Origin of the sequence: Cyanobium sp. ATX 6A2, assembly GCF_024346355.1 — a bacterium.
In the GTDB taxonomy this organism is placed as follows: Bacteria; Cyanobacteriota; Cyanobacteriia; order PCC-6307; family Cyanobiaceae; genus NIES-981.
The window spans coordinates 1-23861 of the sequence record NZ_JAGQCU010000015.1; the positions used below are offsets into that span (position 1 = coordinate 1).

Genomic DNA, 23861 nt, shown 5'->3' on the forward strand with positions numbered 1-23861 from the left:
TTTCCGGTACATCTGCAGCGCTCAGCAGTTGTAGCAATCCGCGATTGCCCTGATCGAGGCCACTTTATCGGGTCTCTATCGCTGAAACAAGCTGCGCTGCAGTGGATCTGGCTTTTTCAGGAGTCCCCAATTATGCAAGAACCAACCCAGAATTGGATTAGAAGTTGAACTATTATTGTAGTACAACAGTAAATGCCTGAGCGCTACAAATGTTAAAAACGCTGCCAAGGGAAATGGAAGTAGCAATATAAAAAGAAATTGGTTTGGGGCGTACCCCATCAGCTGGCTGATCTCTGATTGGGTAAATTGCTTACTAAAAAAGACGTGCAGGATAGGAAGAAGTGCCAAAAGCCAAACTAAAGCTGTTGCCGCCAGAACCCAGATCATAGACAGTCTCCTTGAGTTTCTCATGGTTATTCATCAGAAGGGGCAACGCGACCGAAATCGATTACAAGCATACACAACTGATCATACCTTTATTGCATAACAGGGGTAGTGCCTAACGCTGCCCCTGAGTGGCAGGCAAGGGGCTTAAGGTGGCGATGCAGAGAGTGGCTGGCGGCCTGACCACTCGAGGGGCTGGTTAGACAGCTATCATTACATTGTCAGCAATGCGTGCGGGCAATTGCAAAGCAAGCAGCGATTTAGATGTCAATACTATTGCTTGCCAGGGATTGCACAAGATTATAGACTCAGATGCAGGCTCTACTTGGAATGACCAGTAACAAATACAAATTGACCAACGCCTCTGAGTCTGGCCTTATCTCAGAAAGCAGCTCCAGCATGCTGAGGATCCCTAGAATAGAGTTTGGCATCCACATGGCCTTGAGGCGGCATGAATGTCCCGCACGAATGCATAACCACCATGGTATCAGTGCGATTTGCCCTGGATCGGAAGTACGCCAATGCATCAATCACCTTACTTACCACTACAATAGTATTAATAACTGCTTTAATAAATGTGATCTTGCCTGGTCCTGCGCGAGCAGAGATGGCCGGAGGGTTTAACGTTATATACTCCAACAAGACTTGCTATAGAAATGACATCCCTGCACGTTGCGACGTCTATTATTCACCAAAGGACGTGACATGGCGGGTTCACTGGAAGGATACTGGACTCATCGAGTATTATCTAAGGAGAGGTGGCAATTGGATTGAAGTCAGAAACTCTTACGGAGATAGAACTGGGGTCGCCGAGCTAATACCTGACAGGCAGATACTTCGCCTCATACGCACGGGGGGAGGGACGATCGGAACGGTAAAGATCTTTGACTTGGAGTAGATAGCGCTAAGCGCTTAGGTCGTGTTATTGCCTGTCTAACGCTGAATGGACGGGTCCTCATATTAAGGGCTTTTCCACTGTTTTTGCCGCCTATGCGTGGGTGCCTCTTCCGGCCGGCCCCCTTGAGAACGTCTGCTCTGCAGTGGTGCTTAGGTAAGTTGGATCCTTTCCGGCTTCGATGGGCGGATCCGCCTATAACAGTTCGGTGTGTTACAGAAGGTCGGCGGGGCTGGTCACCCCCAATGGGCCCCTGTTCAGCACGTGGGTGTAGATCATGGTGGTGTTGACGTCGTTGTGGCCCATCAGCTCCTGAATCGTGCGGATATCTTGGCCGCGCTCCAGCAGGTGGGTGGCGAACGAGTGCCGGAAGGTATGACATGTGGCAGGTGTCACGATTCCTGAGGCGAGCACCGCCCGCCGCACCGCCTTCTGGATCAGGCTGGGATCCAGGTGGTGCCGCCCCTGCTCTCCGGTATCGGCATTCTGCCAGCGGTGGTGTTGCGGGAACACCCATTGCCAGCCCCATTCCACTGGGGCATGGGGATATTTCCTCGCCAATGCGTGGGGCAGCTCGACCCTGCCATACCCCTCGGCAAGATCCTGGCGATGCATCCTGCGCACCCCCTCCAGATGTAAACGCAGCTTCTCTCCGACCGTTGCAGGCAACATCGTGCGCCGATCCTTGCCGCCTTTGCCCTGCCGCACCGTGATCTGCCGGCGCTGAAAATCCAGGTCATGCACTCGCAATCGCAACGCCTCCATCAACCGCAGCCCTCCCCCGTACAGCACGCCAGCCACCAGTGCTTCCACCCCGTCCAGTTGCTCCAGCACAGCTCGCACCTCCTCAACCGTCATCACCACCGGCAGCCGCCGCTTCGTCCTCGCCCTCACCACCCCCTCCAGATCCAGATCCCGCTCCAGCAACTCCCGATACAGAAACAGCAGCGCCGAGAGGGCCTGGTTCTGGGTGGATGGGCTCACCTGCCGTTCCACCGCCAGATGGGTGAGAAAGGCATTCACCTCCTCGCTGCCCATCTCCCGCGGATGGCGCATGCCATGGAATTGCAGGAACCGTCTCAGCCACTGCTCGTAGGTTGCCACGGTGCGCTTCGCGTAGTGACGCGCCTGCAGCTCTTCGCGGTAGCGCTGGATCAGCCCCGGCGGGCGTGGAGTGTTCGCCATCCCTCGGCTCTGGCCCACCACAACAGGATTGCCACCTCAGCCATGGACAGGCCTTTGCCCAAACCCGTTTCAGACCCAAGCCCATGGGCAGCGGTTGTTGCCCCTGTTGGCCACTGAGCTTCATGATGGAACCATGCCCTCATTCGCAAGCCGGCATCGGCCCGCACGCTCGATGGACATCCCCTTTTCCCTCACCCTCAGCTTCGACGACCTCGAAGTGCTGCTGCTGGTGGAGAACGGCGGCGCTTCGCCGCTGGAGGTGGAGGAGTCGTTGGGATTGGAACGGCATCAGACGAAAGCCCTGTTTCGCCACCTGGTACGCCGCGGTCTGCTCGATTGGCAGGGCAGCCCCCATGCCCAGGGTGCTCTGCCCTGGCCCTGGCGCTTTGGCTCCACCGTCTTTCAGCTCACCCCGTTGGCCCGCAGTCTGCGGCGCGATCACGACTTCTCTGACACAGCTTTTGCCGCTTCTATCTTGCTCCCCGCATTGAAAGACAAGGTATGAGAATGGCGATAGTCTGTTCCATTCTTCTTGCCACAAATCCGCCTGACGGCGTCGGTCAGATGTGATTCGGCCATGGCCATTGATTGGTTAGTCCTTGAAGGATGGTCCTGGCGACGAAAGCCGGCCGCGCAGCGGCCAGGCAGAGGGCCATGGCCGCTGACCCCATGCCTTCCCTGAACCAGAACCAGCGGCTACCGGGATGAGCTCGAGAATCGACTGCTGGCAATCAGATCAAAGCGAACCCTGAGAATCCCTCAAGCGCCCGCGGCCACCCAGCTGCCGTGCAGGCCGTGGGGGATGGCCAGGGGCAGCTCCAGCACCGCCTGCTCGCCCATGTCGGCGGCGTTGAGGATCACCAGATCGCTGGCGCAGCGGGCGCCGTTCCACACCACACAAAGCAGCCAGCCATCGTCCTCGGCGGCGGCATCGGCGCCGGGCCGGGGCACGAACACCGGCTCGCTCACGAACCCCCTGGGAGCGGCGCTCCATACCCGCCGCTCGCCGCTCACCAGATCAAGCTTCTCGATCGCCTGCAGGGGGTCGTTGCCCCGCTCCCGCTCGGCCACCGCCATCCAGGCGAAGCGGGGCTCGAGGCCCTGGCGGGCGGGGTGCACGGTGGCGAACTCGCAGCAGCGCTGCTCCAGCCAGTGCTGGCGCACCGCCCCGGCCGGATCGGCCTCGGCCCGCTCCAGATCGATGCGGCAGCGCAGCAGCTGGCCCTCGGGAATGCTCTCGAAGTCCACCGACCTGAAGTCGGTGTCCGGCCCGATCGAGGGGAAATCGGCGTAGTAGAGGGAATCCACCACCAGCTCGCCGCTGGCGCCATCCTCGAAGGCGTTGAGGTGGTGGAACACGAACCCCTCCGGGGCCGGCACCCGCAGGGGCTGGGGGTGGCGCTCGGCGGCGGCGCTGCCGGGCCGGGGGATCAGCCAGAACTGGCCGGCCTCGCCGGGTTTGGAGGCCAGGCACTGGGCGGCACCCTTCTGGCCGAACACGTAGGGCAGGGGGTTGAAGGCAATGGCGTTCTGCAGGAACACCGCCCACTGGGGGGTGATGGCGAAGTCGTGCAGGAAGGCGAAGCCACGAAAGCTGTCGCGGCGCTCGGCCAGGAGCTGGCCGGCGCGCACGCCGCTGCCCGGATCATCGGCAACGGCGAACTCCATCAGGCGGATGCTGCTGGTGGGGCCGGCCTTGACCCCGAAGGTCACCATCCGCCGCTCACCGTGGTGGCCGGGATCGAAGCGGGGGTGGGCGCTGAAGGCCTCGCCGGGCTTGAGCACGCCATCGAGCAGGGTGATGCCCCGGGTCTCCAGGGTGTCGGGGTCGAGGGCGTGGGGTTCAGCCGCCTCCCACAGGGCCAGGAGCTGATCGCCCAGGCGCACCACGTGGGTGTTGGCGATGTTCTTCAGCCGCAGATCGAAGGCGTTGGCCAGGGCCCCTCCGGGTTTCTGGGTGCCGAACACGCCCCGGTACACAAACCGGCCGGCCTCCTCCTCGGCCTGCCAGCCGGCGGTGCGCACGAAGCGGTTGCTGAGCTGGGCCTGGCCGCCCTCAAAGCGCAGGGCGGTGATCATGCCGTCGCCGTCGAAGGGATGGTGCACCCAGCGCCCACCCCGCTCCAGGCGGCCAGGACCGTTGCGATAGAGACAGCCGCTGAGCTCGGGGGGAACGCTGCCCCGGGCCGCGTTGAGGGACACGGCGCTGAGCTCGCTGACCACATTGCGGAAGGCGCTGGCCCAGTCGGCCCGGTTGTAACTGGCGGACGGAGTGGGGGCCGAAGCGGTGGCGGCTGGGGTCATGCGGGAGATATCGCGGCAGCGGTTGCGAATTGTGACGAAACTAAGCCCGTATAGACGCCGTCGCGAGCCAGCAGCTCGCCATGACGGCCGGTCTCCACCACCCGGCCGCCGGCGATCACGCATATGCGATCGGCGTTGACCACGGTGGACATCCGGTGGGCCACCACCAGCGTGGTGCGGTTGGCCATCAGACGATCGAGGGCCTCCTGCACCACCAGCTCAGAGGCCGAATCCAGGGCCGAGGTGGCCTCATCGAGAAACAGGATCGGGGCGTTCTTGATCAGGGCCCGGGCGATGGCAATGCGCTGGCGCTGGCCCCCCGAGAGCATGGCGCCGTTCTCACCGATCAGGGTGTCGTAGCCCTCGCTCAACTGCTCGATGAAGCCATGGGCGTTGGCGGCCCGGGCCGCCGCCACGATCTCCTGCCGGCTGGCCCCTTCGCCACGGCCCTGGCCAGGGCCGTGGCCATAGGCGATGTTGCTGGCCACGGTGTCGTTGAACAGGAACGTGTTCTGATCCACCAGAGAGATCTGGGAGCGCAGATCGGCCAGGGAGATCTCACGCAGATCGAGGCCGTCGATGGTGATCTGCCCGGCGCCGGGGTCGTAGAAGCGACAGAAGAGATCGATGATCGTGCTCTTGCCGCCGCCGCTCGGCCCCACCAGGGCCACGGTGCCCCCGTGGGGGATCTCCAGGTTGAGATCGCGGATCACCGGCTCCTGGTTGTAGGCGAAACACACCGCCTCAGCGCGCAGGGCCTGCCGGAACGGCCCCAGAGGCCTGGGCTGGAGGGGATCCACCGGGTCGGGCTCCGTATCGAGGATGGCGAACAGATCCCGGGACGCCGCCACCCCCTGCTGGAGCACGGCGTTGGCCTTGGCCAATCCCTTGAAGGGGGCGTAGCAGAGGTAGATGGAGGTGAGAAAGGCGAAGAAGCTGCCGGTGGTGCGGGTGCCGGCGATCACGGCCTCGCCGCCGTAGAGGAGCACGGCGCTGAAGCCCGCCGCACCAAGCAGCTCCATCAGAGGCTGGTTGGCGAGCTTGGCGCGGGTGGTGCGCAGGGCCGAGCGCAGCACCGAGCGGTTCTCCTGCTGGAAACGCTCCAGCTCATAGCCCTCCATGCCGAACACCTTCACCACCCGCGAGCCCACCACCGCCTCCTGCAGGGTGCCGGCCAGGCGGGCCAGGCTCGACTGGCCGCGGCTGGAGTGGCGCCGCACCTTGCGCGAGGAGCGCAGCACCGGCCAGACGCCGAGGGGGAAGAGGATGAAGGCCACCAGGGACAGCAGCCAGTCCTGGTAGAAGGCCACCAGCACCAGCACCAGCAGGGTGAGGCTGTCCTTGGCCAGGGAGGTGAGGCCATCGACGATGCCCGTCTTCACCAGGGTCACATCGCTGAGCAGGCGGGAGATCAGGCCGCTGGAGCTGCTGCGATCGATGTAGGCCTGGGGCAGCACCATCACCCGGGCGGCGAGCTGGGCGCGCAGGTCGGCCGTGATCCCCTGGCCCACGGATTCGGTGAGGTAGGAGCCCAGGTACTGGCACAGGGCCCTCAGGCCGATCACCACCAGGATCACCCCCGGCGCGGCGTAGAGCCGGGTGCGGTCACCACTGGGCAGCACCTGGTCGAACAGGTAGCGGATCACCAGGGGCACCACCCCGGTGGAGGCCCCGTAGCCGAGGTTGAACAGGAAGGCCAGCAGGAAGGTGGGCCACAGATAGGGCCGGCCGTAGGCCAGCAGGCGGCGATAGGTGGAGCGGGGGCTGGAGCCGACGCCGGAAGCCGAGGCCGAGCCTGCAGCAGTGGCCGTGTCAGAGGAAGAGGCAGTGGTCTGGCTCATGGCAGCAGCTCCAGCAGGGCATCGGCGGCGCGGCCGGAAGCGCCGGGGGGGCCCATGCGCCCGCGCAGGTCGGCGATGGCCGCCTCCACCCTGGAGCGCTCGGCCAGCAGACACTGCAGGGCCGCCACCAGCTCGGCGGGATTGACCCGCTCCTGCAGCAGCTCCGGGAAAACCACCCGGCCCAGGACCACATTGGGCAGGCCCAACAGCCGGTGGCGGGTGACCAGCCGGGCCAGCAGATAGGTGAGCCAGTTGAAGCGATACACAATCACATGGGGGCAGCCCAGCAGTGCCGCCTGCAGGGTGGCGGTGCCCGAGCTCACCAGGCCGGCATCGGCCGCATGCAGCAGGTTCACGGTGTCGTCGGCGATGCAGGGGATCGGCAGGGGGCCACCGCCGGCCGCCCGCTCCAGCACGGTGGGATCAATGGTGGAGGCCCGCAGCAGCACCACCTGCCAGCCCTGGCTGCGCAGCCGCTCGGCGGCGGCCAGCAGGGGGGGCAGCAACAGTCGGATCTCGCTGCGCCGGCTGCCGGGCATCAGCACCAGCAGGGGACGATCCGGATCCAGGCCATGGCGCCGGCGGGTCTGGGCCGGAGCGGCGGTGACCTGAATCTCATCGAGCAGGGGATGGCCCACGTAGCGGGCAAAGGCACGGCCATGGGCGTTGAAGAGGCCCTCCTCGAAGGGGAAGATCACCGCCAGGCGATCGATGAAGCCGGCCATGCGCCGGGCCCGTCCCCGCCCCCAGGCCCACACCTGGGGAGCGATGTAAAAAAACACCGGAATGCCGCGGCGGTGGGCCTCGCGGGCCACCATCAGGTTGAAGCCGGGGTAGTCGATCAGCACCACCAGGTCGGGACACCGGCGATCCATGTGGCGCTTCAGCAGGCGCATCACCCGGTGATGACGGCGGATGCTGCCGAGGATCTCCACCACCCCGGCGGCCGAGAGGCTGCTCACATCGGCCAAAAGCTCCATGCCGGCAGCCCGCAGCCGCACACCGCCCACCCCGCTCACCTGCAGATCGGGAACGCGGCGCCGCAGGGCCTGGAGCAGGGCGCCGCCGTGCAGATCCCCGGAGGCCTCACCGGCCACCAGCAGCAGCTCGCGGGCTTCAGCCACGTCGGCCCCAGCCGCGCCGGGCCAGCACGGCCTGCACCGCGTCGGCGAGCCGGGCCACGGCCTCCGGATCGAGCCGCAGGCCCACGGGAACAACGGCGGCCCGCTCATCGGGGGCGAGCACGGCCGTGAGCCGCTGCCAGTCCTTGCCGGTGGTCACCAGGGTGGCGTTGTGCTGGTCCCGGGCCAGTTTCAACAACCGCTCCACATCGGCTCGAGCATAGGGATGGTGGTCGGGGAAGGCCTCACAGCCCACCAGCCGGCAGCCTTCCTCGCGCAGGGCAGCGAAGAACTTCTCCGGCAGGCCGATGCCGCAGAAGGCCAGCAGGGGGCGCTGACGCAGGGCGGGGGGCAGCTCCAAGCGGGCGGCGATCTGAAACCAGGGCCGACCGGCCGGCCAGGGCAGACCGGCCGGAGCGGCGCCGGCATCGTCAGCGGCGGCGGTGGCGGTGGCGGGCAGCGCACCGGTGAGCACCAGCAACTCGGCCCGGGCCAGGGCGGTGCGCCGCTCGCGCAGGGGGCCGGCAGGAAACAGCAGGCCATTCCCCAGCCGCCGCTGCCCATCCAGCACGGTGACATCACAGTCGCGGGCCAGGGGCCAGTGCTGCAGACCGTCATCGAGCAGCAGCAGATCGGCACCGGCTTCCAGGGCCCGGCGGGCGGAGGCCACCCGATCGGCACCGATCCACACCGCCAGTCCGGGCAGCCCCCGCAGCAGCTCCAGGGCCTCATCACCCACCGTGGCCGCGGTCATCCGCGGCTCCACCCGCAGCGGCTCGCGCCGGCCGCTGCCATAGCCGCGGCTGAGCAGCGCTGGCCGCCAGCCCCGCCCTGCCAGCTCCCGGGCCAGGGCGATCACCAGCGGCGTCTTGCCGGTGCCGCCCAGGGTGAGGTTGCCCACTGACACCACCGGCAGCGGCGGCTGCCAGGGCCTGGACTGGGCGCGGTGAATCCCCACCCCCAGCCCGTAGAGCCAGCCAAGGGGCCGCAGCAGCCAGGCCAGGGGGCCGGGCCGGGGCCGGTACCAGAAGCGGGGGGTGGCGAGCAGCATCAGTGGGGTGGCGACAGCTGGGCTGGCTGGGGCAGCGGAGCTGGCGGTGGCAGCGGGGCTGGCAGTGGCAGGCGCTCCAGAACTGTGGCGGCAATCTGGGCCGAGGGACCCTGCAGAGGCGGGAGCACGGCGGGCTCGGGCGGTTGCCCCAGCCAGGCGATCACCGCCTCCCAGGCGGCTGCGGCACTGCTGCAGCGCCGCAGCCAGCCGGACCGCTCCAGCTGCGCACTGATCTCGGCGAAGTTGGCCATGTCCGGCCCGCAGACCACCGGCCGACCGCCGCGCACCGGCTCGAGGGGGTTGTGGCCGCCGAGCTCGCGGCCGGCGACCCGGAAGCTGCCGCCCATCAGCACCAGGTCGGCGGCGGCGATCCACGACCCCATCAGACCGAGACCATCCACCACCACCACCGGCGGCGGCGGCGGCGGTGGCGGATCGAGGCAGGGCAGGGGATCTGCGGCCTCTTGCGCGTCACCGCAGGCCGGAGCCATCCGGCTCCACAGCTGGGCATCCAGGCCACCAGAGCGCACCTGCTCGAGCAGCTGCGGCGCCCGCTGGGGATGGCGTGGCGCCAGCAGCAGCGCCGGCCGCCGGGGAGCCAGCTGGCGGCAGATCTGCGGCCAGGCCGCGAGCAACAACGCCTCCTCACCTGGGTGGCTGCTGGCAAACAGCAGCACCGGCCGCTGCGGCCACAGCCCCCGCAGTCGCTCCTGGCTGGGGCGGTGCACCGGCAGCGGCGGCGCATCCCACTTCGTGGAACCCAGGGCCAGGGCCGCGGGCGCCCCCAGCGACCGCAACCGCTGGGCATCGGCCGCCGACTGGGCGAAACAGGCCTGACAGCGCCCATAGAGCCAGCGGCTGTAGCAGGGCAGGCGGTGGTGGCGCCGGTGGGAGCGGGCGCTGACGCGGGCATTGATCAACAGCAGGCCCGGCATCGCATGCACCAGCTCCGGCCACAGCTCCGCCTCCGCCAGCAGACCCAGATCGGGGCGCCAGTGCAGGCGGAACAGGGCCATGGCCAGCCAGTGGTCGATCGGCACGAACTGGTGCAGCACGCCGGCCGGCAACAGGTTGGGGGCCAGGCGGGCGGCGGTGCGGGTGACGCTGGTGACCAGCACGGCCGGCGGCGGCCGCCGGGCGGCGTCGCAGGCCGCGGCCAGGGCCTCAAGCAGTGGTATCAGGCTGGTGAGCTCGCCCACGCTGGCGGCATGGATCCACACCAGCGGGCCAGGGGGCCGGGGCCGGCTGGCCAGCCCCAGCCTCTCCGCCAGTCGCCCCGGCTCCTCGAGGCCGCGCCAGCTGCGCAGCAGCAGCAGCAGCAGCAACGCCGGCGTGAGCAGCACCGCCAGCAGCCGGTAGCTGAGCAGCAGCGCCTGCCGCCAGTGGCGCATCAGCGGCGGCCCCCGCCCCTGGCCAGCGCCCGGGCCGCTTTGCAGCCGGTGGCCTCGAGAGCCTCGGCAAGAGCCGTGGCCTGGCCCGGCACCAGATAGAGGGGCGTGCCCAGGGCCAGCACAGCCCGGCCGAAGGGCAGGGGCAGCACGGAGCGATCCCAGGAGCTCAGCCGCCGGCGGCGACTGAGCGCCAGGCCCACGGGCACCACCGCGCAGCCCGACTGCCGTGCCAGATGGAGCACCCCGGCCTTCACCTGCCCGGCCGGTCCGCGAGGCCCATCAGGAGTGATGCACACCGACTGGCCGCTGCGCAACCGTCGCAGCAGCTGCCGGTAGGCGACCGCACCGCCCCGGGTGGAGGAGCCTTCCACCAGCTCCACCCCGTGCATGCGCGCGGCCACCCCCACGATGCGGGCATCGCGGTGGCTGCTGAGCAGCACCGCCACCGGCCGCCGGGCGTGGAGACGCAACAGCGGCATGAACAGCACGTTGCAGTGCCAGAGGGCGTAGATCACCGGAATCTGCCGGTTCAACAGCAGGTCTTCCGCCTGGGGAGTCACCCACACCCGGGTGCGACTGGTGAGCAGCACCAGCTGGCCGTAGGCATAGAGCAGGGCACCTGCCAGCCAGGCCAGGAACGGGTTGTGGAGCAGGTTGCGTTTCTTCACCGCGGCCGACTGCCGCAGGCCTCAGGCGGAGCCCACGCCGGCATAGGAGCCGTAGAAGAACAGACCCACCACGAAGATCACGGCCATGCCGCCGGCGGTGGCCACAAGCCAGAGGGGGAGCACGCCCTCGGTCCAGCGGGAGCGCCAGGCCACAGCGGGACGGCCATCGGGGAGACGGTCGGGGATGCGACCGTCGGGCATGGCAGATTTCTTGCCGCTCATCGGATGGACTCCTGTATCAGTTGAAGAAGTAACTGGTGAACAGCACACCGGTGACGAACACCACCAGCAGACCCAGATAGAGACTGGTGCGGTTCAGCTCAACCGGGAGGTTGTTGGGGTTGGGATTGCGTTGCAGGCCCATAGGTTCGGCTGGAGGTCAGCGGTGGTGAGGTGAATGAACGGCGCGCGCGTTAACGACGCACGAACTGCATCGCAGCCAGGGCCCCCAGGAAGAACACCGTGGGGATGCCGAGAGCGTGAATAGAGGCCCAGCGCACCGTGAAGATCGGGTAGTTGCGCGGGGTGGTGGTGGGTGATTGGGTCATGGGTTATTGCAGGCGCAGGTCAAGCTGGCTGCGGCCCTCATAGCGTTCGCTCACCACGGGAGCCTTGCTTTCCTGAGCCTGGAAGTAGGCGTCCGGACGGGGAGTACCGAAGGCGTCGTAGGCCAGACCGGTGGAGACGAACAGGAATCCGGCCAGGAAGATCGCTGGCAGGGTCACCGCGTGGATCACCCAGTAACGGATGCTGGTGATGATTTCGAAGAACGGACGTTCTCCTGTGGAGCCGGCAGCCATGGCAACAAGCGTTCAGCTCAGGAATCCTAAGGGCAGGCCCTGAGGGCCCGGGAGCCTGGCAGGGCCATGGTTACAGAAGTTGGCGGGACGCGCGGCTCAGCCCACCCAGCGCAGCAGCGAGCCGCGCTCGCCGAGCACGAACCCCTTGCCATCTCCCGTGAACACGATGCGGGTGAAGTTGGAGGGCTGCTGCGCACCCACCGGATCGCGGCGCCAGGTGGTGCCGCCGTCATCGCTGGCCAGCAGGGTGCCGCTGCCGCCTCCGGCCCAGATGGTGCCGCGGGGATCCCAGGCCATGTCGAGGTAGCCATAGCCATTGGTGATCGGGATGATCGCCTTGCCCCACTGCTCGGGATCACCCACCTCCGGCCCGAAGCGCAGCTGGGCGCCGCGGGCCAGCATCCACAGGGGGCCATCAGGCTGAAAGCCCATCGACTGGAGGCGCTGGCTGCTGACGCGCTGGTGAACCTGCCAGGTGGGCTGGCCTGGATCCCAGGTGGAGAAGAAGTTGCCGAGGCTGCTCACACTCACGTAGCGGCCCTCGGGGCTGCGGCGCAGTTCCCGCACGGAGCCGGCGGCGTCCTCCACCCGGGCCTGCCAGCTGTTGCCACCGTCGGCGGTGTCGTAGACGGCGCCCACGTTGGTGGCCAGTTCTGCCTTGCCCCGGCCCAGTGACGTGATCAGGTAGGGCTCCCCGGGAAGCTTGGTGTCGAGGAACAGACGGCTCCAGTTGCTGCCGCCGTCGGTGCTGTGCAGAAGCAGTCCCGGCTGGCCGGCGATCCAGCCCTCCTGGCCGTCGAAATCGATACTGATCAGGCGGAAGTTCTCCTCCTCGGGCAGATCGAGGGCGCGCTCCTCCCAGCTGGCGCCGCCGTCGTTGGTTTCCAGGATCAGCCGGTTGCTGCCCACCAGGAAACCGTGGCTGTCATCGGAGAAGGCCACGGACAGGGGATTGGAGCCGGTGGCCAGGGGCACGGGCTGCCAGGGGCTGGTGTCGGCCACCGGCAGCCCGGTGGTGACACAACCGCTGAGACCGAAGCCCAGGCCGATCACCACCACCAGGCTGAGCAGCGGCGAGAGCAGCCGGCGCAGGGAACCGAGGAGGGCAGGCGTCATCAGCGCAGGGAGTAGAGGGACAGGAAGAAAGCGAAGGCGAGGGCGAAGGCACCGAAGATCAGGACGTTCTTCTGGCCCGGGGTGAGCCGGTTCACGCCCAACCCGAAGTTGAGGTTCTCCTCAAAGCCGCTGGGCTTGCTGCGGGGGCCGATGTCCTGAAAGGCTCCCATGCGGCTGCGGCACACCGGGCAGCGGAACCTGGCCGGGTCGAGGTCGAGAAACGGCGTTCCCGCATCGATCCCCACTTTCTTCACGCCCTCGGCGGGGTCGTACACGTAGCCGCAGCTGCGGCATTCGAAGCGGTGCACGGCGGGGTCATCCGCCGGCTCCGCTGCAGCCTGCTCAGTGGCTTGCGCGGCGGATTGCGCGGCGACGGCGCCCTCCACAGACCCATCCGGCAGGGGAACCTGGCCGGGATTGCTGCTGTCGGCGGTGGTCTCGGAGGCGGTCTCGTCGGTCACCGGGATCGGGCGCGGCTACTGGACTCTAGTAACCGCTACGGATGCCAGACTGCGCGCCAGCTTGGGTTCACCCGATGTTCGTGCTCTCCGGCTACGACGCCTTCCTGGGCTTTCTGCTGATCTCGGCAGCGGTGCCGGTGCTGGCGATCGTGACCAACAAGCTGCTGGCGCCGGGCAGCCGGGCGGGGGAGCGTCAGCTCACCTACGAGTCGGGCATGGAACCGATCGGCGGTGCCTGGATCCAGTTCAACATCCGCTATTACATGTTTGCTCTGGTCTTCGTGATCTTCGACGTGGAGACGGTGTTCCTCTACCCCTGGGCGGTGGCGTTCCACCGTCTGGGTGTGCTGGCCTTCATCGAAGCCCTGGTGTTCATCGCCATCCTGGTGGTGGCTCTGGCCTACGCCTGGCGCAAGGGCGCGCTGGAATGGAGCTGATTCCGGCCTGAGCGGATCCGCCAGCGCTGATCCCGGCACCGTCGACCCCAGCCCCGTCAGAACCCATGACACCCCCAACTCCACCTGCCACCACCACTCCGGGCAGCCCCGGCCTGGGCGAGGCCCCGTCGATCCAGGCGCTCAAAGACGTGCGCGCGGCCAGCTGCGGGCCAGTCGGCTCGCCCACGGTGACCTCGGATCTCTCCGAGAACGTGATCCTCACCACCCTCGATGACATCCACAACTGGGCGCGGCTGAGCAGCCTCTGGCCCCTCCTCTACGGCACCGCCTGCTGCTTCATCGAGTTCGCCGCCCTGCTCGGCTCGCGGTTCGACTTCGACCGTTTCGGCCTGGTGCCCCGGTCCAGTCCCCGTCAGGCCGACCTGCTGATCGTGGCGGGCACGGTGACCATGAAGATGGGGCCGGCCCTGGTGCGTCTGTACGAACAGATGCCCGAGCCCAAGTATGTGATCGCCATGGGCGCCTGCACGATCACCGGCGGGATGTTCAGTGCCGACTCCACCACGGCCGTGCGGGGGGTGGACAAGCTGATCCCGGTGGATCTCTACCTGCCCGGGTGCCCGCCACGGCCGGAAGCGATTTTCGACGCGGTGATCAAGCTGCGCAAGAAGGTGGGCAACGAGGCTCTGGCGGAGCGCGGCAACCTGCTGCCCACCCACCGCTACTGCACGGTGCCGCACCAGCTGGTGCCCACCGAGCCGATCGTGAACGGCCGCTACCTGCGCGCCGAAACCCAGCAGGCGGCCCTGGCCGCCGCCGCCGGCCTGCCCCTCGGCGCCCTCGCCGCCGAAAAAGTGACCCCATCCACCCCCCCTACCTGAAGCCATGCCTGAGGACACCACCCCAGTCCCGGTTGCCGGTGCGGTGAGCCGCTGGCTGAGCAGCCAGGGCTTCGAGCACCAGGCGCTCCCCGCCGACCACCTCGGGGTGGAGGTCATCGGCGTTGAGCCGGCTTTCCTCCCCCTGCTGGCCACCGCCCTGAAGGCCGACGGTTTCGACTATCTGCAGTGCCAGGGCGGCTACGACGAGGGACCCGGAGGGCGGCTGGTGAGCTTTTACCACCTGGTGAAGCTGGGCTGCCTGGCCGATCAGAGCGAGGCTGTGCAGCATCTTCCGGCCGACGTCACACCCCAGGAGGTACGCCTGAAGGTGTTTCTCAACCGCGACGGCGATCTCACCATCCCCACCCTCTATGGCCTGTTCCGGGGGGCCGACTGGCAGGAGCGCGAAACCTTCGACATGTTCGGCATCCGCTTCGAGGGCCACCCCCATCCCAAGCGGCTGCTGATGCCCGAGGACTGGAAGGGCTGGCCGCTGCGCAAGGACTACGTGCAGCCCGACTTCTACGAAATGCAGGACGCCTACTGAACCGGAGCGAGGCGACTGCGGCTGTTGCGGTAGAAGCGCATCACCGCCATTGCCAGGCTGCGGGGATCGTGGCGCAGGGCGTCACTGGATCGCCCGCCGTGCAGTGGCGCCTGCATCACCGTGTAACCGTGCCGGCGCAGGCGGCCGGCGTCGCACCCCACCGGTTTGGCCCCCTTGCGCCGGTATTGATCCAGCAGTTCGGTGTGCGGCAGGGTCTCCTGGGCCAGCACGGCCGTGAACAGGCGCTCCTCAACGCCAAGGCTGGCGAGCTGGGCCTCGATGGCCCTCAGATGGCCCTCCACATCAAGACCGTCGGTTTCCCCCGGTTGGGTCATCAGGTTGCAGATGTAGAGCCGCGGCGCCTTGCTGGCGGCGATGGCCTTCACCAGCTCGGGTACCAGCAGGTTGGGCAGCAACGAGGTGTAGAGGCTGCCCGGCCCGAGCACGATCAGATCGGCGTTGGCGATGGCCTCGATCGCCCGCGGCAGCGCCGGTGGCCGATCCGGCAGGCAGCCCAGGCGCACGATCGGGCTGGGTGCCCGGCTGATGGCGGATTCGCCCTCGATGCGTTCGCCGTTCTCGAGCTCGGCCCAGAGGCGCACATCGGCGGTGGTGGCGGGTACCACGTGACCCTGCACCGCCAGCACCCGGCTGCTGGCGGTGATCGCGGCCTCCAGGCTGCCGGTGATGGCGGTGAGGGCCGTGAGGAAGAGGTTGCCGAAGCTGTGGCCCTCCAGGCCGGTGCCGGCCGTGAAGCGGTACTGGAACAGGCGGGTGAGCAGCGGTTCCTCCCGGGCCAGGGCGGCCAGGCAGTTGCGGATGTCACCGGGGGGCTGCACCCCCAGCTCGCGGCGCAGCACGCCACTGCTGCCGCCGTCGTCGGCCACGGTGACGATGGCGGTGAGGTTGGAGCTGTAGCGCTTGATGCCGCTGAGGAGGGTGGAGAGGCCCGTACCGCCGCCGATGGCGACGATGCTGGGTCCGCGGTTGAGTCGGCCCTGGGCGGCGAGGGCGTCCACCAGCAGGGTGTCGCGGTCGGGAGCCAGGGCCTTCTGGATTGTGCCGAAGCTACGGCTCTGGCCGAGCCAGATCAGGCCCGCACCGATCGCCAGCACCAGCGGGCCGGTGATCTTCCGCGGCAGCACCTGGGTGATGGCCTGCAGCAGCCACTGGATACCCGCCAGGGTCCAGTAGATGGGCTGCAGATCGGCCCACACCGCGGCCCCGAGCAAGGCGATCAGCAGGCCCAGGCCCGAGGTGAGCACCCAGCGCTTCACCACCAGGCCCGGCTGCAGCCAGCGCACCGCCCGACGGGAGCGGCTCACCAGGTCGCGCTGACGGCGATCACCGCGGCCCACCCAGCCCGGCCGGGATCGCCTTCGGAGCAGCCGGCGCGGTGGGGAGGGCGAGGCGGGAGGGTACAAGGCTGAGCGGATCGGGAAGGAAGGGAGCCGGGAGGGGGGGACGGATCGAGGACTGTGGAAACTGTAGGCAGGGCAGCCGGTGCCCCCCATCGAAGCTGGCAGGATCGACAGGCATCGGGTCGCAGCCCTGAACCAACCCTCCGACACCCTGGCGGAGCTCCGCAACGTGACCATGCAGTGGGGGGACAACCGCGTGCTCGACGCGGTGGATCTCAGCCTGCGGCGGGGCGAGCAGCTGGTGGTGGTGGGACCGTCGGGATCGGGCAAATCCACGATCCTGCGGCTGCTGGCCGGGCTGCTGCTGCCCACCCGGGGCAGCGTGCTGATTCACGGCGAACAGCAGCGCTACCTGCGTCTCGATCAGCACGACCCCCCGGATGTGCGGCTGGTGTTCCAGAACCCCGCCCTGCTGGCCTCGCTCAGCGTGGAGCAGAACGTGGGCTTTCTGCTCTATCGCTTCGGCCACCTCAGCCAGGGGGAGATCCGCGAACGGGTGCGCCAGGCCCTGGAGGCCGTGGGTCTGGGGGGGATCGAGGAGCAGATGCCAGGCGAGCTCAGCGGCGGCATGCAGAAGCGGGTGAGCTTTGCCCGCGCCCTGATCCAGGACCCCAACCAGCCCGGCGATCGCATGCCCCTGCTGCTGTTCGACGAACCCACCGCGGGGCTCGACCCGGTGGCCTGCACGCGCATCGAGGATCTGATCGTGCGCACCACCGACCTCGCCGGTGCCAGCTCGGTGGTGGTGAGCCATGTGCACAGCACGATTGAGCGCACCGCGGAGCGGGTGGTGCTGCTCTACGAGGGCCGCTTCCGCTGGCAGGGAGACCTGGAGAGCTACCGCAGCACCGACAATCCCTATGTGGTGCAGTTCCGCAGCGGTAGCCTGCTTGGACCCATCCAGCCGGCGGAGGCCTGATCGATGCGCCGCTCCGTGCGTGAGGCGATCGTGGGCTTCTCCCTGCTGGCCGCCATCACCGGTGCCGTCAGCCTGACGCTGTGGCTGCGGGGACTGTCGCTGACGCGCCAGCACTGGACGCTGGAGGCACGGTTCGAGGAAGCCGACGGCCTGGCGGTGCGCTCACCGGTGGTGTTCCGCGGCGTGATGGTGGGCAGCGTGCGCTCGGTGCAGATCACGTCGGAAGCGGTGATCGCCCAGCTGGAGATCACCAACCCGTCGATCCGCCTGTCCCGGCCCACGGTGGCCGAGATCGGCCAGGTGTCGCTGCTGGGTGGGGAGGCCCAGGTGGTGCTGGTGAACCAGGGGGAGCCGCTGCCCGCCGACGCGCCCAGCCCCCGCTCGCGCGACTGTGACAGCGGGCGCATGCTCTGCGACGGCGCCACGATCCGCGGCACCCAGGGCGCCAGCCTGGCCGCCGTCACCACGAAGCTGTTCCAGCTGCTCAACCAGGCCGAAGAGGAGAAGCTGTTCAGCAAGGTGTCCGATGTGGCCGCCAGCGTGGAGCAGACGGCCCGGCAGGCCGATGCCTTTCTCCAGGAGGGCCGCGGCCTGATGCAGGAGGGCAGCGGCCTGGTGCGTGAGGGGCAGTCGTTGCTGGGCAGCCTGGAGGGCTCGGTGCAGGAGGTGCAACCCACGGTCGCCAACATCAAAGCCAGTTCCGAACGGCTGCGGCAGCTGATGGCCCGGCTCGACGACCCGCAGATGGTGGCCGACCTGCAGCAGACGGTGGCCAACGCCGAACGGCTCACGGCCCAGTGGCGGGCGGTGGGCGGCGACTTGCAGCAGCTGACCGCCGACCCCACCTTCATGAACGGACTGCGCAGCGTGTCCGTGGGCCTGGGGCAGTTCTTCGAGGAGCTCTACCCCGCCCAGACGGGAGCGGCGCGGGAGCGGGCGGAACGGGATGGCGCCGGCGACGCGCTCCCATCGGCGGGCACGCCGATCCAGGCGCCAACCAAAGCGCCAGGCCCGAAAGAGCCGGCTAAACAGCGCTGATCGCCTCCATGGCGATGGCGGCGATCGCCTGGTCGCTGGCCTTGGGCAGCTGCACGTATTTGCCACCGGCAGCCTCGGCCAGGTCTCTGCCCATGCCGCTGCCGATGAACTTGCGCTCGGTGTCGATCACCAGCAGCTTGAGGCCGAGGGCTCGGTAGCGACTGGCCACCTGCTTCGCCTCCTCCTTGAGGTCCACCGGCTTCTCCCCCTCCAGCTGGGGCTGGCCGAGCGAACGGCCCAGGGGGACGTTGCCGCGGCCATCGGTGATGGCCACCACCACCACCTGGCCCAGATCGCCGGTGGCCAGGGCGTTGGCACCCACGCGCGCGGCCTGGGAGAGGCCGTGGGCCAGGGGGGAGCCGCCACCGCAGGGCATCGATTCGAGCCGCCGCCGGGCGGCGGTGATCGAGCGGGTGGGCGGCAACAGCACCTCGGCCTGCTCACCGCGGAAGGGGATCAGGGCGACTTCGTCGCGGTTTTCATAGGCCTCGGTGAGCAGCCGGATCACGGCCCCCTTGGCGCTCTGCATGCGGTTCAGCGCCATCGAACCGCTGGCGTCCACCAGGAAGATCACCAGGGCGCCGGCCTTGCGCTGCAGCAGCTTGGCGCGCAGGTCGCCGTCCTCCACCACCACCTTGCGGTGGGGCTGCCGCTCGCGGCGGGATTTCTGGTAGGGCGCCGCCGCGCGCAGGGTGGCGTCCACGGCAATGCGCTTCACCGGGCCGCGGGGCAGCATCGGCTTCACGTAGCGGCCGCGGGAGTCGCTGAACACCGCGGCCCGGCTGCCGCTGCCGCCGGTTCGGGCCTTGGCGGCGTTGAACACGAGCAGGTCGGGGTCCACGGCCACCGCTTCGGGATCGAGCAGGAATTCCTCCGGCACCTGGGGCGGCGGCTGATCCTCCGGGGTGTCGTCGGGATCCTGCTCATCGGGCTCGTCGGGCTCGCTCTCGGGCTCTTCGGGCTCCTGCTCGTTCTCCGGCGGCTGGGGATCCTCCGGCGGCTGCTCGCCCTGGGGCGGTGGCGGAGGTGGTGGCGGCTCCAGCGGCTGCTCGGGATCGGGGGGCGGCAGCTGCAGGGCCCGCGGGGCGATCACCAGGCGCACGGCCACCTGCAGATCGTCGGCCTCCACCCGGTCACGGCCACTCAGGGCCGCGTGGGCCCGGGCCACCCGCACGGCGTAGAGCTCACTGCGGTGACCCTCCACACCGCCACGGATCGCCTCATTCACCAGATAGGCGATCTGCTCGCTGGCGATCTGCACATCCGGCAGCCACTGGCGGGCCAGGAGCAACTGGGTGGCCAGGGCATCGCTGTCCTCCTGCCAGCGGGCGCGGAAGCGGCCTGAGGCCTCGGCGTGCTCCATGGCACCGCGGCTGATTTCCACCCGCTGCTCCAGCTCCAGCACCTGGTTGGCACTGAGACAGATCGCGAAGCGATCGAGCAGGTGGTCGCGCACCGCCCCCTCCTCGGGGTTGAAGGTGGCGATCAGCAGGCAGCGGCAGGGGTGGCTCAGGCTCAGCCCCTCGCGCTCGATGCGGTTCTCACCGCTGCCCACCGCCGCCAGCATCAGATTGGTGATGCCGTCGTCGAGCAGGTTGAGCTCATCCACGTAGAGCACACCGCGGTGCGCCTCGGCCAGCAGCCCCGGCTGAAACACGGCCTGGCCGCTGGCCAACGAGGCGGTGACATCCACCGAGCCCAGCAGCCGGTCTTCGGTGATGCCCAGCGGCACCTGAACGAACGGCGCGGGGATCACCTTGGTGGGCTGCAGGGCACTGGGGTCGGCCCTGTCGGGATCGGCCCCGAGGGCAACCAGGCGGGTGCGCGTGGCGTCATCCCACTCGTCGGGTCGCTGGGGGTCGATGTTGAGGGCCGCCGGCACCGGCTGGCCGGGGGCCGGGGTGCCCAGATCGAGCACGTCGATGGGCGGCAGCAGGGCATGCAGGCCGCGGGCCAGCACCGACTTGCCGGTGCCGCGGCCGCCGGCGATCACCACCCCGCCCAGGCCAGGATCCACGGCGGCCAGCAGCAGGGCCAGCTTGAGGGTGCCGTGACCGGTGATCGCCGCCAGGGGGAAGGCGCGAGCCGCTGCGCTGGCCGCGCCGGGGGTGGCCGTGCCGCTTGCAACCATGGAACGGTCCAGCCCCTGCGTCGTGCGCGCCAGTCTCGCTGATCAGGCCGAAGCCGCTGCGGGCGGCGCCCCAGACCTGGCCATCGCCCTGGGAGCCAACCTGCCCAGCCCGGCGGGTCCACCCCTGGCCACGCTGCTGGCGGTGCGGCCCCTGCTGGCGCGGGTGCTGGCCGACTGGCAGGCGGCGTTCTGCCGTCCAGCTCCCGGCGCCGGGGGCCGTCTGATCTGGTCGCCGCTGTTCCGCACCGCACCGGTGGGTGGGCCGGCGGATCAGCCGGCCTATCTCAATGCCGTGCTGCTGGTGCGGGGTGCCGGCAGCCCCGGCTGCGCCGCCGCCTGCGCCCTTCTCGAGCGCCTGCACCAGCTGGAGCGGCGTTTCGGCCGGCAGCGGCGCGAGCCGTGGGGGCCGCGCAGCCTCGACCTCGATCTGCTCTGGTGGGGCCGGCTGCGCTGCCGCGGTGGCGACCTGGAGCTTCCCCACCCCCGCTGGCGGCAGCGGGCCTTTGTGCTGGCGCCCCTGGCGGCGATCGCGGCAGCGCCCCCCCGGCCGGAGGCCCCCACAACCTGCGCCGCCCGGCAGATCTGCGCTCCGCTGACAGGCGAACACCTGGCCGAGGCTCTGGCCGCGGCCCTGGCTGCGGCCGACGAACCGGCACCGCTGCGGCTGGCGGGCCGGCCAGGCTGGCCTGACTAGGGTGCCTGGAGCCAGGTGCTTGCCGTGGTCAGTGCCGCCGACCGGGCCCACATGCGTCAAGCCATCGCCCTGATGCGCCAGGCCGGGGTGGTGGATCGCAGCGGTGGCCCCTTCGGAGCCGTGGTGGTGCGCGATGGGACGGTGCTCGGCGCCGCCGGCAACAGCGTGCTGCGGGACCACGACCCCACCGCCCACGCCGAGGTGAACGCCATCCGCCAGGCCTGCCGCGCCGTGGGCAGCCACGATCTCAGCGGCGCAGTGCTGTATGCCAGCGGTGAGTGCTGCCCGATGTGTTACGCGGCGGCCTACTGGGCCCGCATCGCCAAGGTGTATTTCGCCTCGCGCTGGAGCGACTACGCCGATCTGTTCGACGACGCCCGCATCCACGCCGACATGGCCAGCCCGGCCGAGCAGCGACAGCTGGCTCCCGAGCCGCTGCTGCGGGAGGAGGCCCTGACGGTGTGGGCGGAGTTCCGGCAACTGGAGGACGGCGCCCGCTACTGACGCTCCGGCGGCCATGCTGGTGGCAACCGCCCAGCCGCCATGGCGCCCCTGCCGCCCCCCGAGCCCGCGCGCCACCTGGAAACCACCGCGGCCCTCGATGCCCGCAAGTTGCGCTTTGAGATCAACCGGGTGGAGTTGCCCATGGGGGTGGAGGGCCGCTTCGGGGTGATCAAGCATCCCGGCGCCTCACTGGCGGTGCCGGTGCTCAACGACGGCCGGGTGGTGATCCTGCGCCAGTACCGCTTCGCGGTGGCCGCCCGGCTGCTGGAGTTTCCGGCCGGCACCCTCGATCCGGGCGAGACGCCGCTCAGCACCATGAAACGGGAGCTGCAGGAGGAGGCGGGCTACAGCGCGACGCGCTGGGATCCACTCGGGGCCCTGCTGCCCTGCCCGGGCTATTCCGACGAGGTGATCCACCTGTTCCTGGCCCGCCAGCTCAGCCCCCTGGAGCAGCCCCCCGCCGGCGATGACGACGAAGACCTGGAGGTGCTGCTGTTGGAGCCGGCCGCGCTGGACGCCGCCCTGGCCAGCGGCGATGAATACCTCGACGGCAAGAGCGTGGCCGCCTGGCTGCGCGCCAAGCAGGTTCTGGGGCTCTGATGAGCCCAGCGCGCTGGCTGTTCTGGCACCGCCGCGATCTGCGCCTGGCCGACAACCTGGGCCTGGCGGCGGCGGCCGCCGCCACCCCTGCAGTGACGGGGGTGTTCCTGCTCGATCCGGCGATCCTGCAGGGCCCGGCCCAGGCGGGGATTCCCGGCGATCTGGCGGCGGTGGCGCCGGCCCGGCTGTGGTTTCTGCAGGAGAGCCTGCAGGAGCTGGCCGAGGCCTGGCGGGCGGCCGGCAGCCGGCTGCTGGTGCTGCAAGGCGATCCCGAGCAGCTGCTGCCCCGCACCGCCGCCGCCCTGGGCGCCGCGGTGGTGGCCTGGAACCGCGACGTGGAGCCCTTCGCTCGCGAGCGCGACCGGCGGGTGGCGCGGGCGCTGCAGGCCGATGGGCGCAGGGTGCTGGCCGGCTGGGACCAGCTGCTGGTGGAGCCCGAGGCGCTGGCCACCGGCGCAGGGGATCCCTACCGGGTGTACGGCCCCTACTGGCGCAGCTGGCGGCGGCGGGTGGAGCAGCTGGAGGCCCTGGGTTCGGCCGCCTCGGGGGGCATGGATCCCCTGGCGGCCCCGAACGCCCTGATCGACTGCGACCCCGCCCAGCTCAGCGGGCTGCCACTGGTGAGCCCGGAGCTGGAGCACGGCTTCAGCGGCGCCGACCTCTGCCCCTGCCGGCCCGGGGAAGCCGCAGCCCAGCAGCAACTGGCGGCCTTCTGCGCCGGCCTGGGCGGCAGCGGCCGCGCGGCGCCCCTGCTGGCCTACGACGAAGGCCGCAACATCCCGGGCGAGGCGGGCACCTCGGCCCTGAGTGCGGCGCTGAAGTTCGGCACGCTCAGCCCGCGCCAGGCCTGGGGGGCGGCCCAGCAGGCCCGCGGCACCGTGGCCGTGCTGGGCGGAGCCGAGGAGGCCATGGCCTCGATCGGGGTGTGGGAGCAGGAGCTGGCCTGGCGCGAGTTCTACCAGCAGGCCCTGTTCCACTTCCCCGCCCTGGCCGAGGGGCCCTACCGGCCCCAGTGGCGAGCCTTCCCCTGGGAGAACAGCCCCGAGCGCTTCGCCGCCTGGCGCCACGGGCTCACCGGCATGCCGATCATCGATGCGGCCATGCGTCAGCTGAATGAGAGCGGCTGGATGCACAACCGCTGCCGCATGATCGTGGCCTCCTTCCTGGTGAAAGACCTGATCTGCGACTGGCGCTGGGGCGAGGCCGCCTTCATGGCCCGGCTGGTGGACGGCGATCTGGCTGCCAACAACGGCGGCTGGCAGTGGAGCGCCAGCAGCGGCATGGACCCCAAGCCCCTGCGCATCTTCAACCCGGCCACCCAGGCCAGCAAGTTCGACCCCGAAGCCCGCTACATCCGCCACTGGCTGCCGGAGCTGAAGCACGTGGCCACCCGCGATCTTCTCAGCGGCGAGATCGCCCCGCTGGAGCGCCGCGGCTACCCGGCGCCGCTTGTGAACCACAAAACCCAGCAGGCGCGCTTCAAGGCGCTCTACGCCGGCATCCGGGGCTAG

Annotated in this window: 25 protein-coding genes; 10 read left to right on the forward strand and 15 right to left on the reverse strand. The window is 69.0% G+C overall.

Annotated elements, in window-relative coordinates:
- Positions 1–1492: 1492 nt before the first annotated feature.
- Positions 1493–2464, reverse strand: coding sequence for an integron integrase (locus KBY96_RS12390; protein WP_254979749.1), 972 nt, complete (start codon positions 2462–2464; stop codon positions 1493–1495).
- A 133-nt stretch (positions 2465–2597) separates the two neighbouring features.
- Between KBY96_RS12390 and KBY96_RS12395 the strand changes: the two genes are divergently transcribed.
- On the forward strand, positions 2598–2969 hold the full coding sequence (locus KBY96_RS12395; protein ID WP_254979750.1) for a hypothetical protein: 372 nt from the start codon (positions 2598–2600) through the stop codon (positions 2967–2969).
- Positions 2970–3223: 254 nt separating this feature from the next.
- On the opposite strand, the gene KBY96_RS12400 is transcribed toward KBY96_RS12395, so the two are convergent.
- The 12 genes from KBY96_RS12400 to KBY96_RS12455 form a co-directional block, all read right to left on the reverse strand.
- The gene (locus tag KBY96_RS12400; protein ID WP_254979751.1) at positions 3224–4768 is read right to left on the reverse strand and encodes a carotenoid oxygenase family protein; all 1545 of its coding nucleotides are present in this window, start codon (positions 4766–4768) and stop codon (positions 3224–3226) included.
- Positions 4765–6609: an ABC transporter ATP-binding protein gene (locus KBY96_RS12405; protein ID WP_254979752.1), complete on the reverse strand. Its 1845-nt coding sequence runs from the start codon at positions 6607–6609 to the stop codon at positions 4765–4767. The genes KBY96_RS12400 and KBY96_RS12405 overlap by 4 nt, the downstream gene beginning before the upstream one ends.
- Complete coding sequence (gene lpxB / locus KBY96_RS12410; RefSeq protein WP_254979753.1) at positions 6606–7733, reverse strand: lipid-A-disaccharide synthase; 1128 nt, start codon at positions 7731–7733, stop codon at positions 6606–6608. The genes KBY96_RS12405 and lpxB overlap by 4 nt, the downstream gene beginning before the upstream one ends.
- The gene (lpxK, locus tag KBY96_RS12415) at positions 7726–8781 is read right to left on the reverse strand and encodes a tetraacyldisaccharide 4'-kinase (protein ID WP_254979754.1); all 1056 of its coding nucleotides are present in this window, start codon (positions 8779–8781) and stop codon (positions 7726–7728) included. Before lpxK ends, lpxB begins: the two co-directional genes overlap by 8 nt.
- Positions 8781–10172 carry a 3-deoxy-D-manno-octulosonic acid transferase gene (locus KBY96_RS12420; protein WP_254979755.1) on the reverse strand — a complete coding sequence of 464 codons (1392 nt, stop codon included), beginning with the start codon at positions 10170–10172 and terminating at the stop codon, positions 8781–8783. The genes lpxK and KBY96_RS12420 overlap by 1 nt, the downstream gene beginning before the upstream one ends.
- Complete coding sequence (locus KBY96_RS12425) at positions 10172–10840, reverse strand: lysophospholipid acyltransferase family protein (protein ID WP_254979756.1); 669 nt, start codon at positions 10838–10840, stop codon at positions 10172–10174. The genes KBY96_RS12420 and KBY96_RS12425 overlap by 1 nt, the downstream gene beginning before the upstream one ends.
- Positions 10841–10861: 21 nt before the next feature.
- Positions 10862–11062, reverse strand: a complete 201-nt coding sequence (locus KBY96_RS12430; protein ID WP_254979758.1) for a photosystem II reaction center protein J — start codon at positions 11060–11062, stop codon at positions 10862–10864.
- A 16-nt stretch (positions 11063–11078) separates the two neighbouring features.
- Positions 11079–11198, reverse strand: a complete 120-nt coding sequence (locus tag KBY96_RS12435; RefSeq protein WP_254979812.1) for a photosystem II reaction center protein L — start codon at positions 11196–11198, stop codon at positions 11079–11081.
- 55 nt (positions 11199–11253) lie between these two features.
- Positions 11254–11388, reverse strand: coding sequence for a cytochrome b559 subunit beta (psbF, locus tag KBY96_RS12440; RefSeq protein WP_254979759.1), 135 nt, complete (start codon positions 11386–11388; stop codon positions 11254–11256).
- Positions 11389–11391: 3 nt separating this feature from the next.
- Positions 11392–11640 (reverse strand): cytochrome b559 subunit alpha, encoded by a 249-nt coding sequence (gene psbE, locus KBY96_RS12445; RefSeq protein ID WP_254979760.1) that lies wholly within the window; start codon positions 11638–11640, stop codon positions 11392–11394.
- Positions 11641–11736: 96 nt separating this feature from the next.
- Entirely contained in the window at positions 11737–12732 is a 996-nt protein-coding gene (locus KBY96_RS12450; protein ID WP_254979813.1) for a photosynthesis system II assembly factor Ycf48, read from the reverse strand.
- Between the two features lie 23 nt (positions 12733–12755).
- Positions 12756–13142: a rubredoxin gene (locus KBY96_RS12455; protein WP_254979815.1), complete on the reverse strand. Its 387-nt coding sequence runs from the start codon at positions 13140–13142 to the stop codon at positions 12756–12758.
- A gap of 149 nt (positions 13143–13291) precedes the next feature.
- On the opposite strand from KBY96_RS12455, the gene KBY96_RS12460 reads away from it, so the two are divergent.
- From KBY96_RS12460 to KBY96_RS12470, 3 genes are all read left to right on the forward strand, one after another.
- On the forward strand, positions 13292–13654 hold the full coding sequence (locus KBY96_RS12460) for an NAD(P)H-quinone oxidoreductase subunit 3 (protein ID WP_254979761.1): 363 nt from the start codon (positions 13292–13294) through the stop codon (positions 13652–13654).
- A 65-nt stretch (positions 13655–13719) separates the two neighbouring features.
- The gene (gene nuoB / locus KBY96_RS12465; RefSeq protein WP_254979762.1) at positions 13720–14496 is read left to right on the forward strand and encodes an NADH-quinone oxidoreductase subunit NuoB; all 777 of its coding nucleotides are present in this window, start codon (positions 13720–13722) and stop codon (positions 14494–14496) included.
- A gap of 4 nt (positions 14497–14500) precedes the next feature.
- Entirely contained in the window at positions 14501–15043 is a 543-nt protein-coding gene (locus KBY96_RS12470) for an NAD(P)H-quinone oxidoreductase subunit J (RefSeq protein ID WP_254979763.1), read from the forward strand.
- Here KBY96_RS12470 and yvcK read toward each other — a convergent pair.
- Positions 15037–16401 carry a gluconeogenesis factor YvcK family protein gene (gene yvcK, locus KBY96_RS12475; protein ID WP_254979816.1) on the reverse strand — a complete coding sequence of 455 codons (1365 nt, stop codon included), beginning with the start codon at positions 16399–16401 and terminating at the stop codon, positions 15037–15039. The genes KBY96_RS12470 and yvcK overlap by 7 nt on opposite strands.
- Before the next feature lie 238 nt (positions 16402–16639).
- Here yvcK and KBY96_RS12480 point away from each other — a divergent pair, with 238 nt between their 5' ends.
- Complete coding sequence (locus KBY96_RS12480) at positions 16640–17383, forward strand: ABC transporter ATP-binding protein (protein ID WP_254979817.1); 744 nt, start codon at positions 16640–16642, stop codon at positions 17381–17383.
- A 3-nt stretch (positions 17384–17386) separates the two neighbouring features.
- Positions 17387–18421: an MlaD family protein gene (locus KBY96_RS12485; RefSeq protein ID WP_254979765.1), complete on the forward strand. Its 1035-nt coding sequence runs from the start codon at positions 17387–17389 to the stop codon at positions 18419–18421.
- On the opposite strand, the gene bchD is transcribed toward KBY96_RS12485, so the two are convergent.
- Positions 18408–20552, reverse strand: coding sequence for a magnesium chelatase ATPase subunit D (gene bchD / locus KBY96_RS12490; protein WP_254979766.1), 2145 nt, complete (start codon positions 20550–20552; stop codon positions 18408–18410). The genes KBY96_RS12485 and bchD overlap by 14 nt on opposite strands.
- On the opposite strand from bchD, the gene folK reads away from it, so the two are divergent.
- From folK to KBY96_RS12510, 4 genes are read left to right on the forward strand one after another with little or no spacing between them, the layout of a single operon-like run.
- Positions 20551–21246, forward strand: coding sequence for a 2-amino-4-hydroxy-6-hydroxymethyldihydropteridine diphosphokinase (folK, locus tag KBY96_RS12495; RefSeq protein WP_254979767.1), 696 nt, complete (start codon positions 20551–20553; stop codon positions 21244–21246). The two genes, bchD and folK, sit on opposite strands and share 2 nt — an antisense overlap.
- A gap of 15 nt (positions 21247–21261) precedes the next feature.
- Positions 21262–21750, forward strand: coding sequence for a nucleoside deaminase (locus KBY96_RS12500; RefSeq protein WP_254979769.1), 489 nt, complete (start codon positions 21262–21264; stop codon positions 21748–21750).
- Between the two features lie 39 nt (positions 21751–21789).
- Positions 21790–22350: an NUDIX hydrolase gene (locus KBY96_RS12505; RefSeq protein ID WP_254979770.1), complete on the forward strand. Its 561-nt coding sequence runs from the start codon at positions 21790–21792 to the stop codon at positions 22348–22350.
- On the forward strand, positions 22350–23861 hold the full coding sequence (locus KBY96_RS12510; protein WP_254979771.1) for an FAD-binding domain-containing protein: 1512 nt from the start codon (positions 22350–22352) through the stop codon (positions 23859–23861). Before KBY96_RS12505 ends, KBY96_RS12510 begins: the two co-directional genes overlap by 1 nt.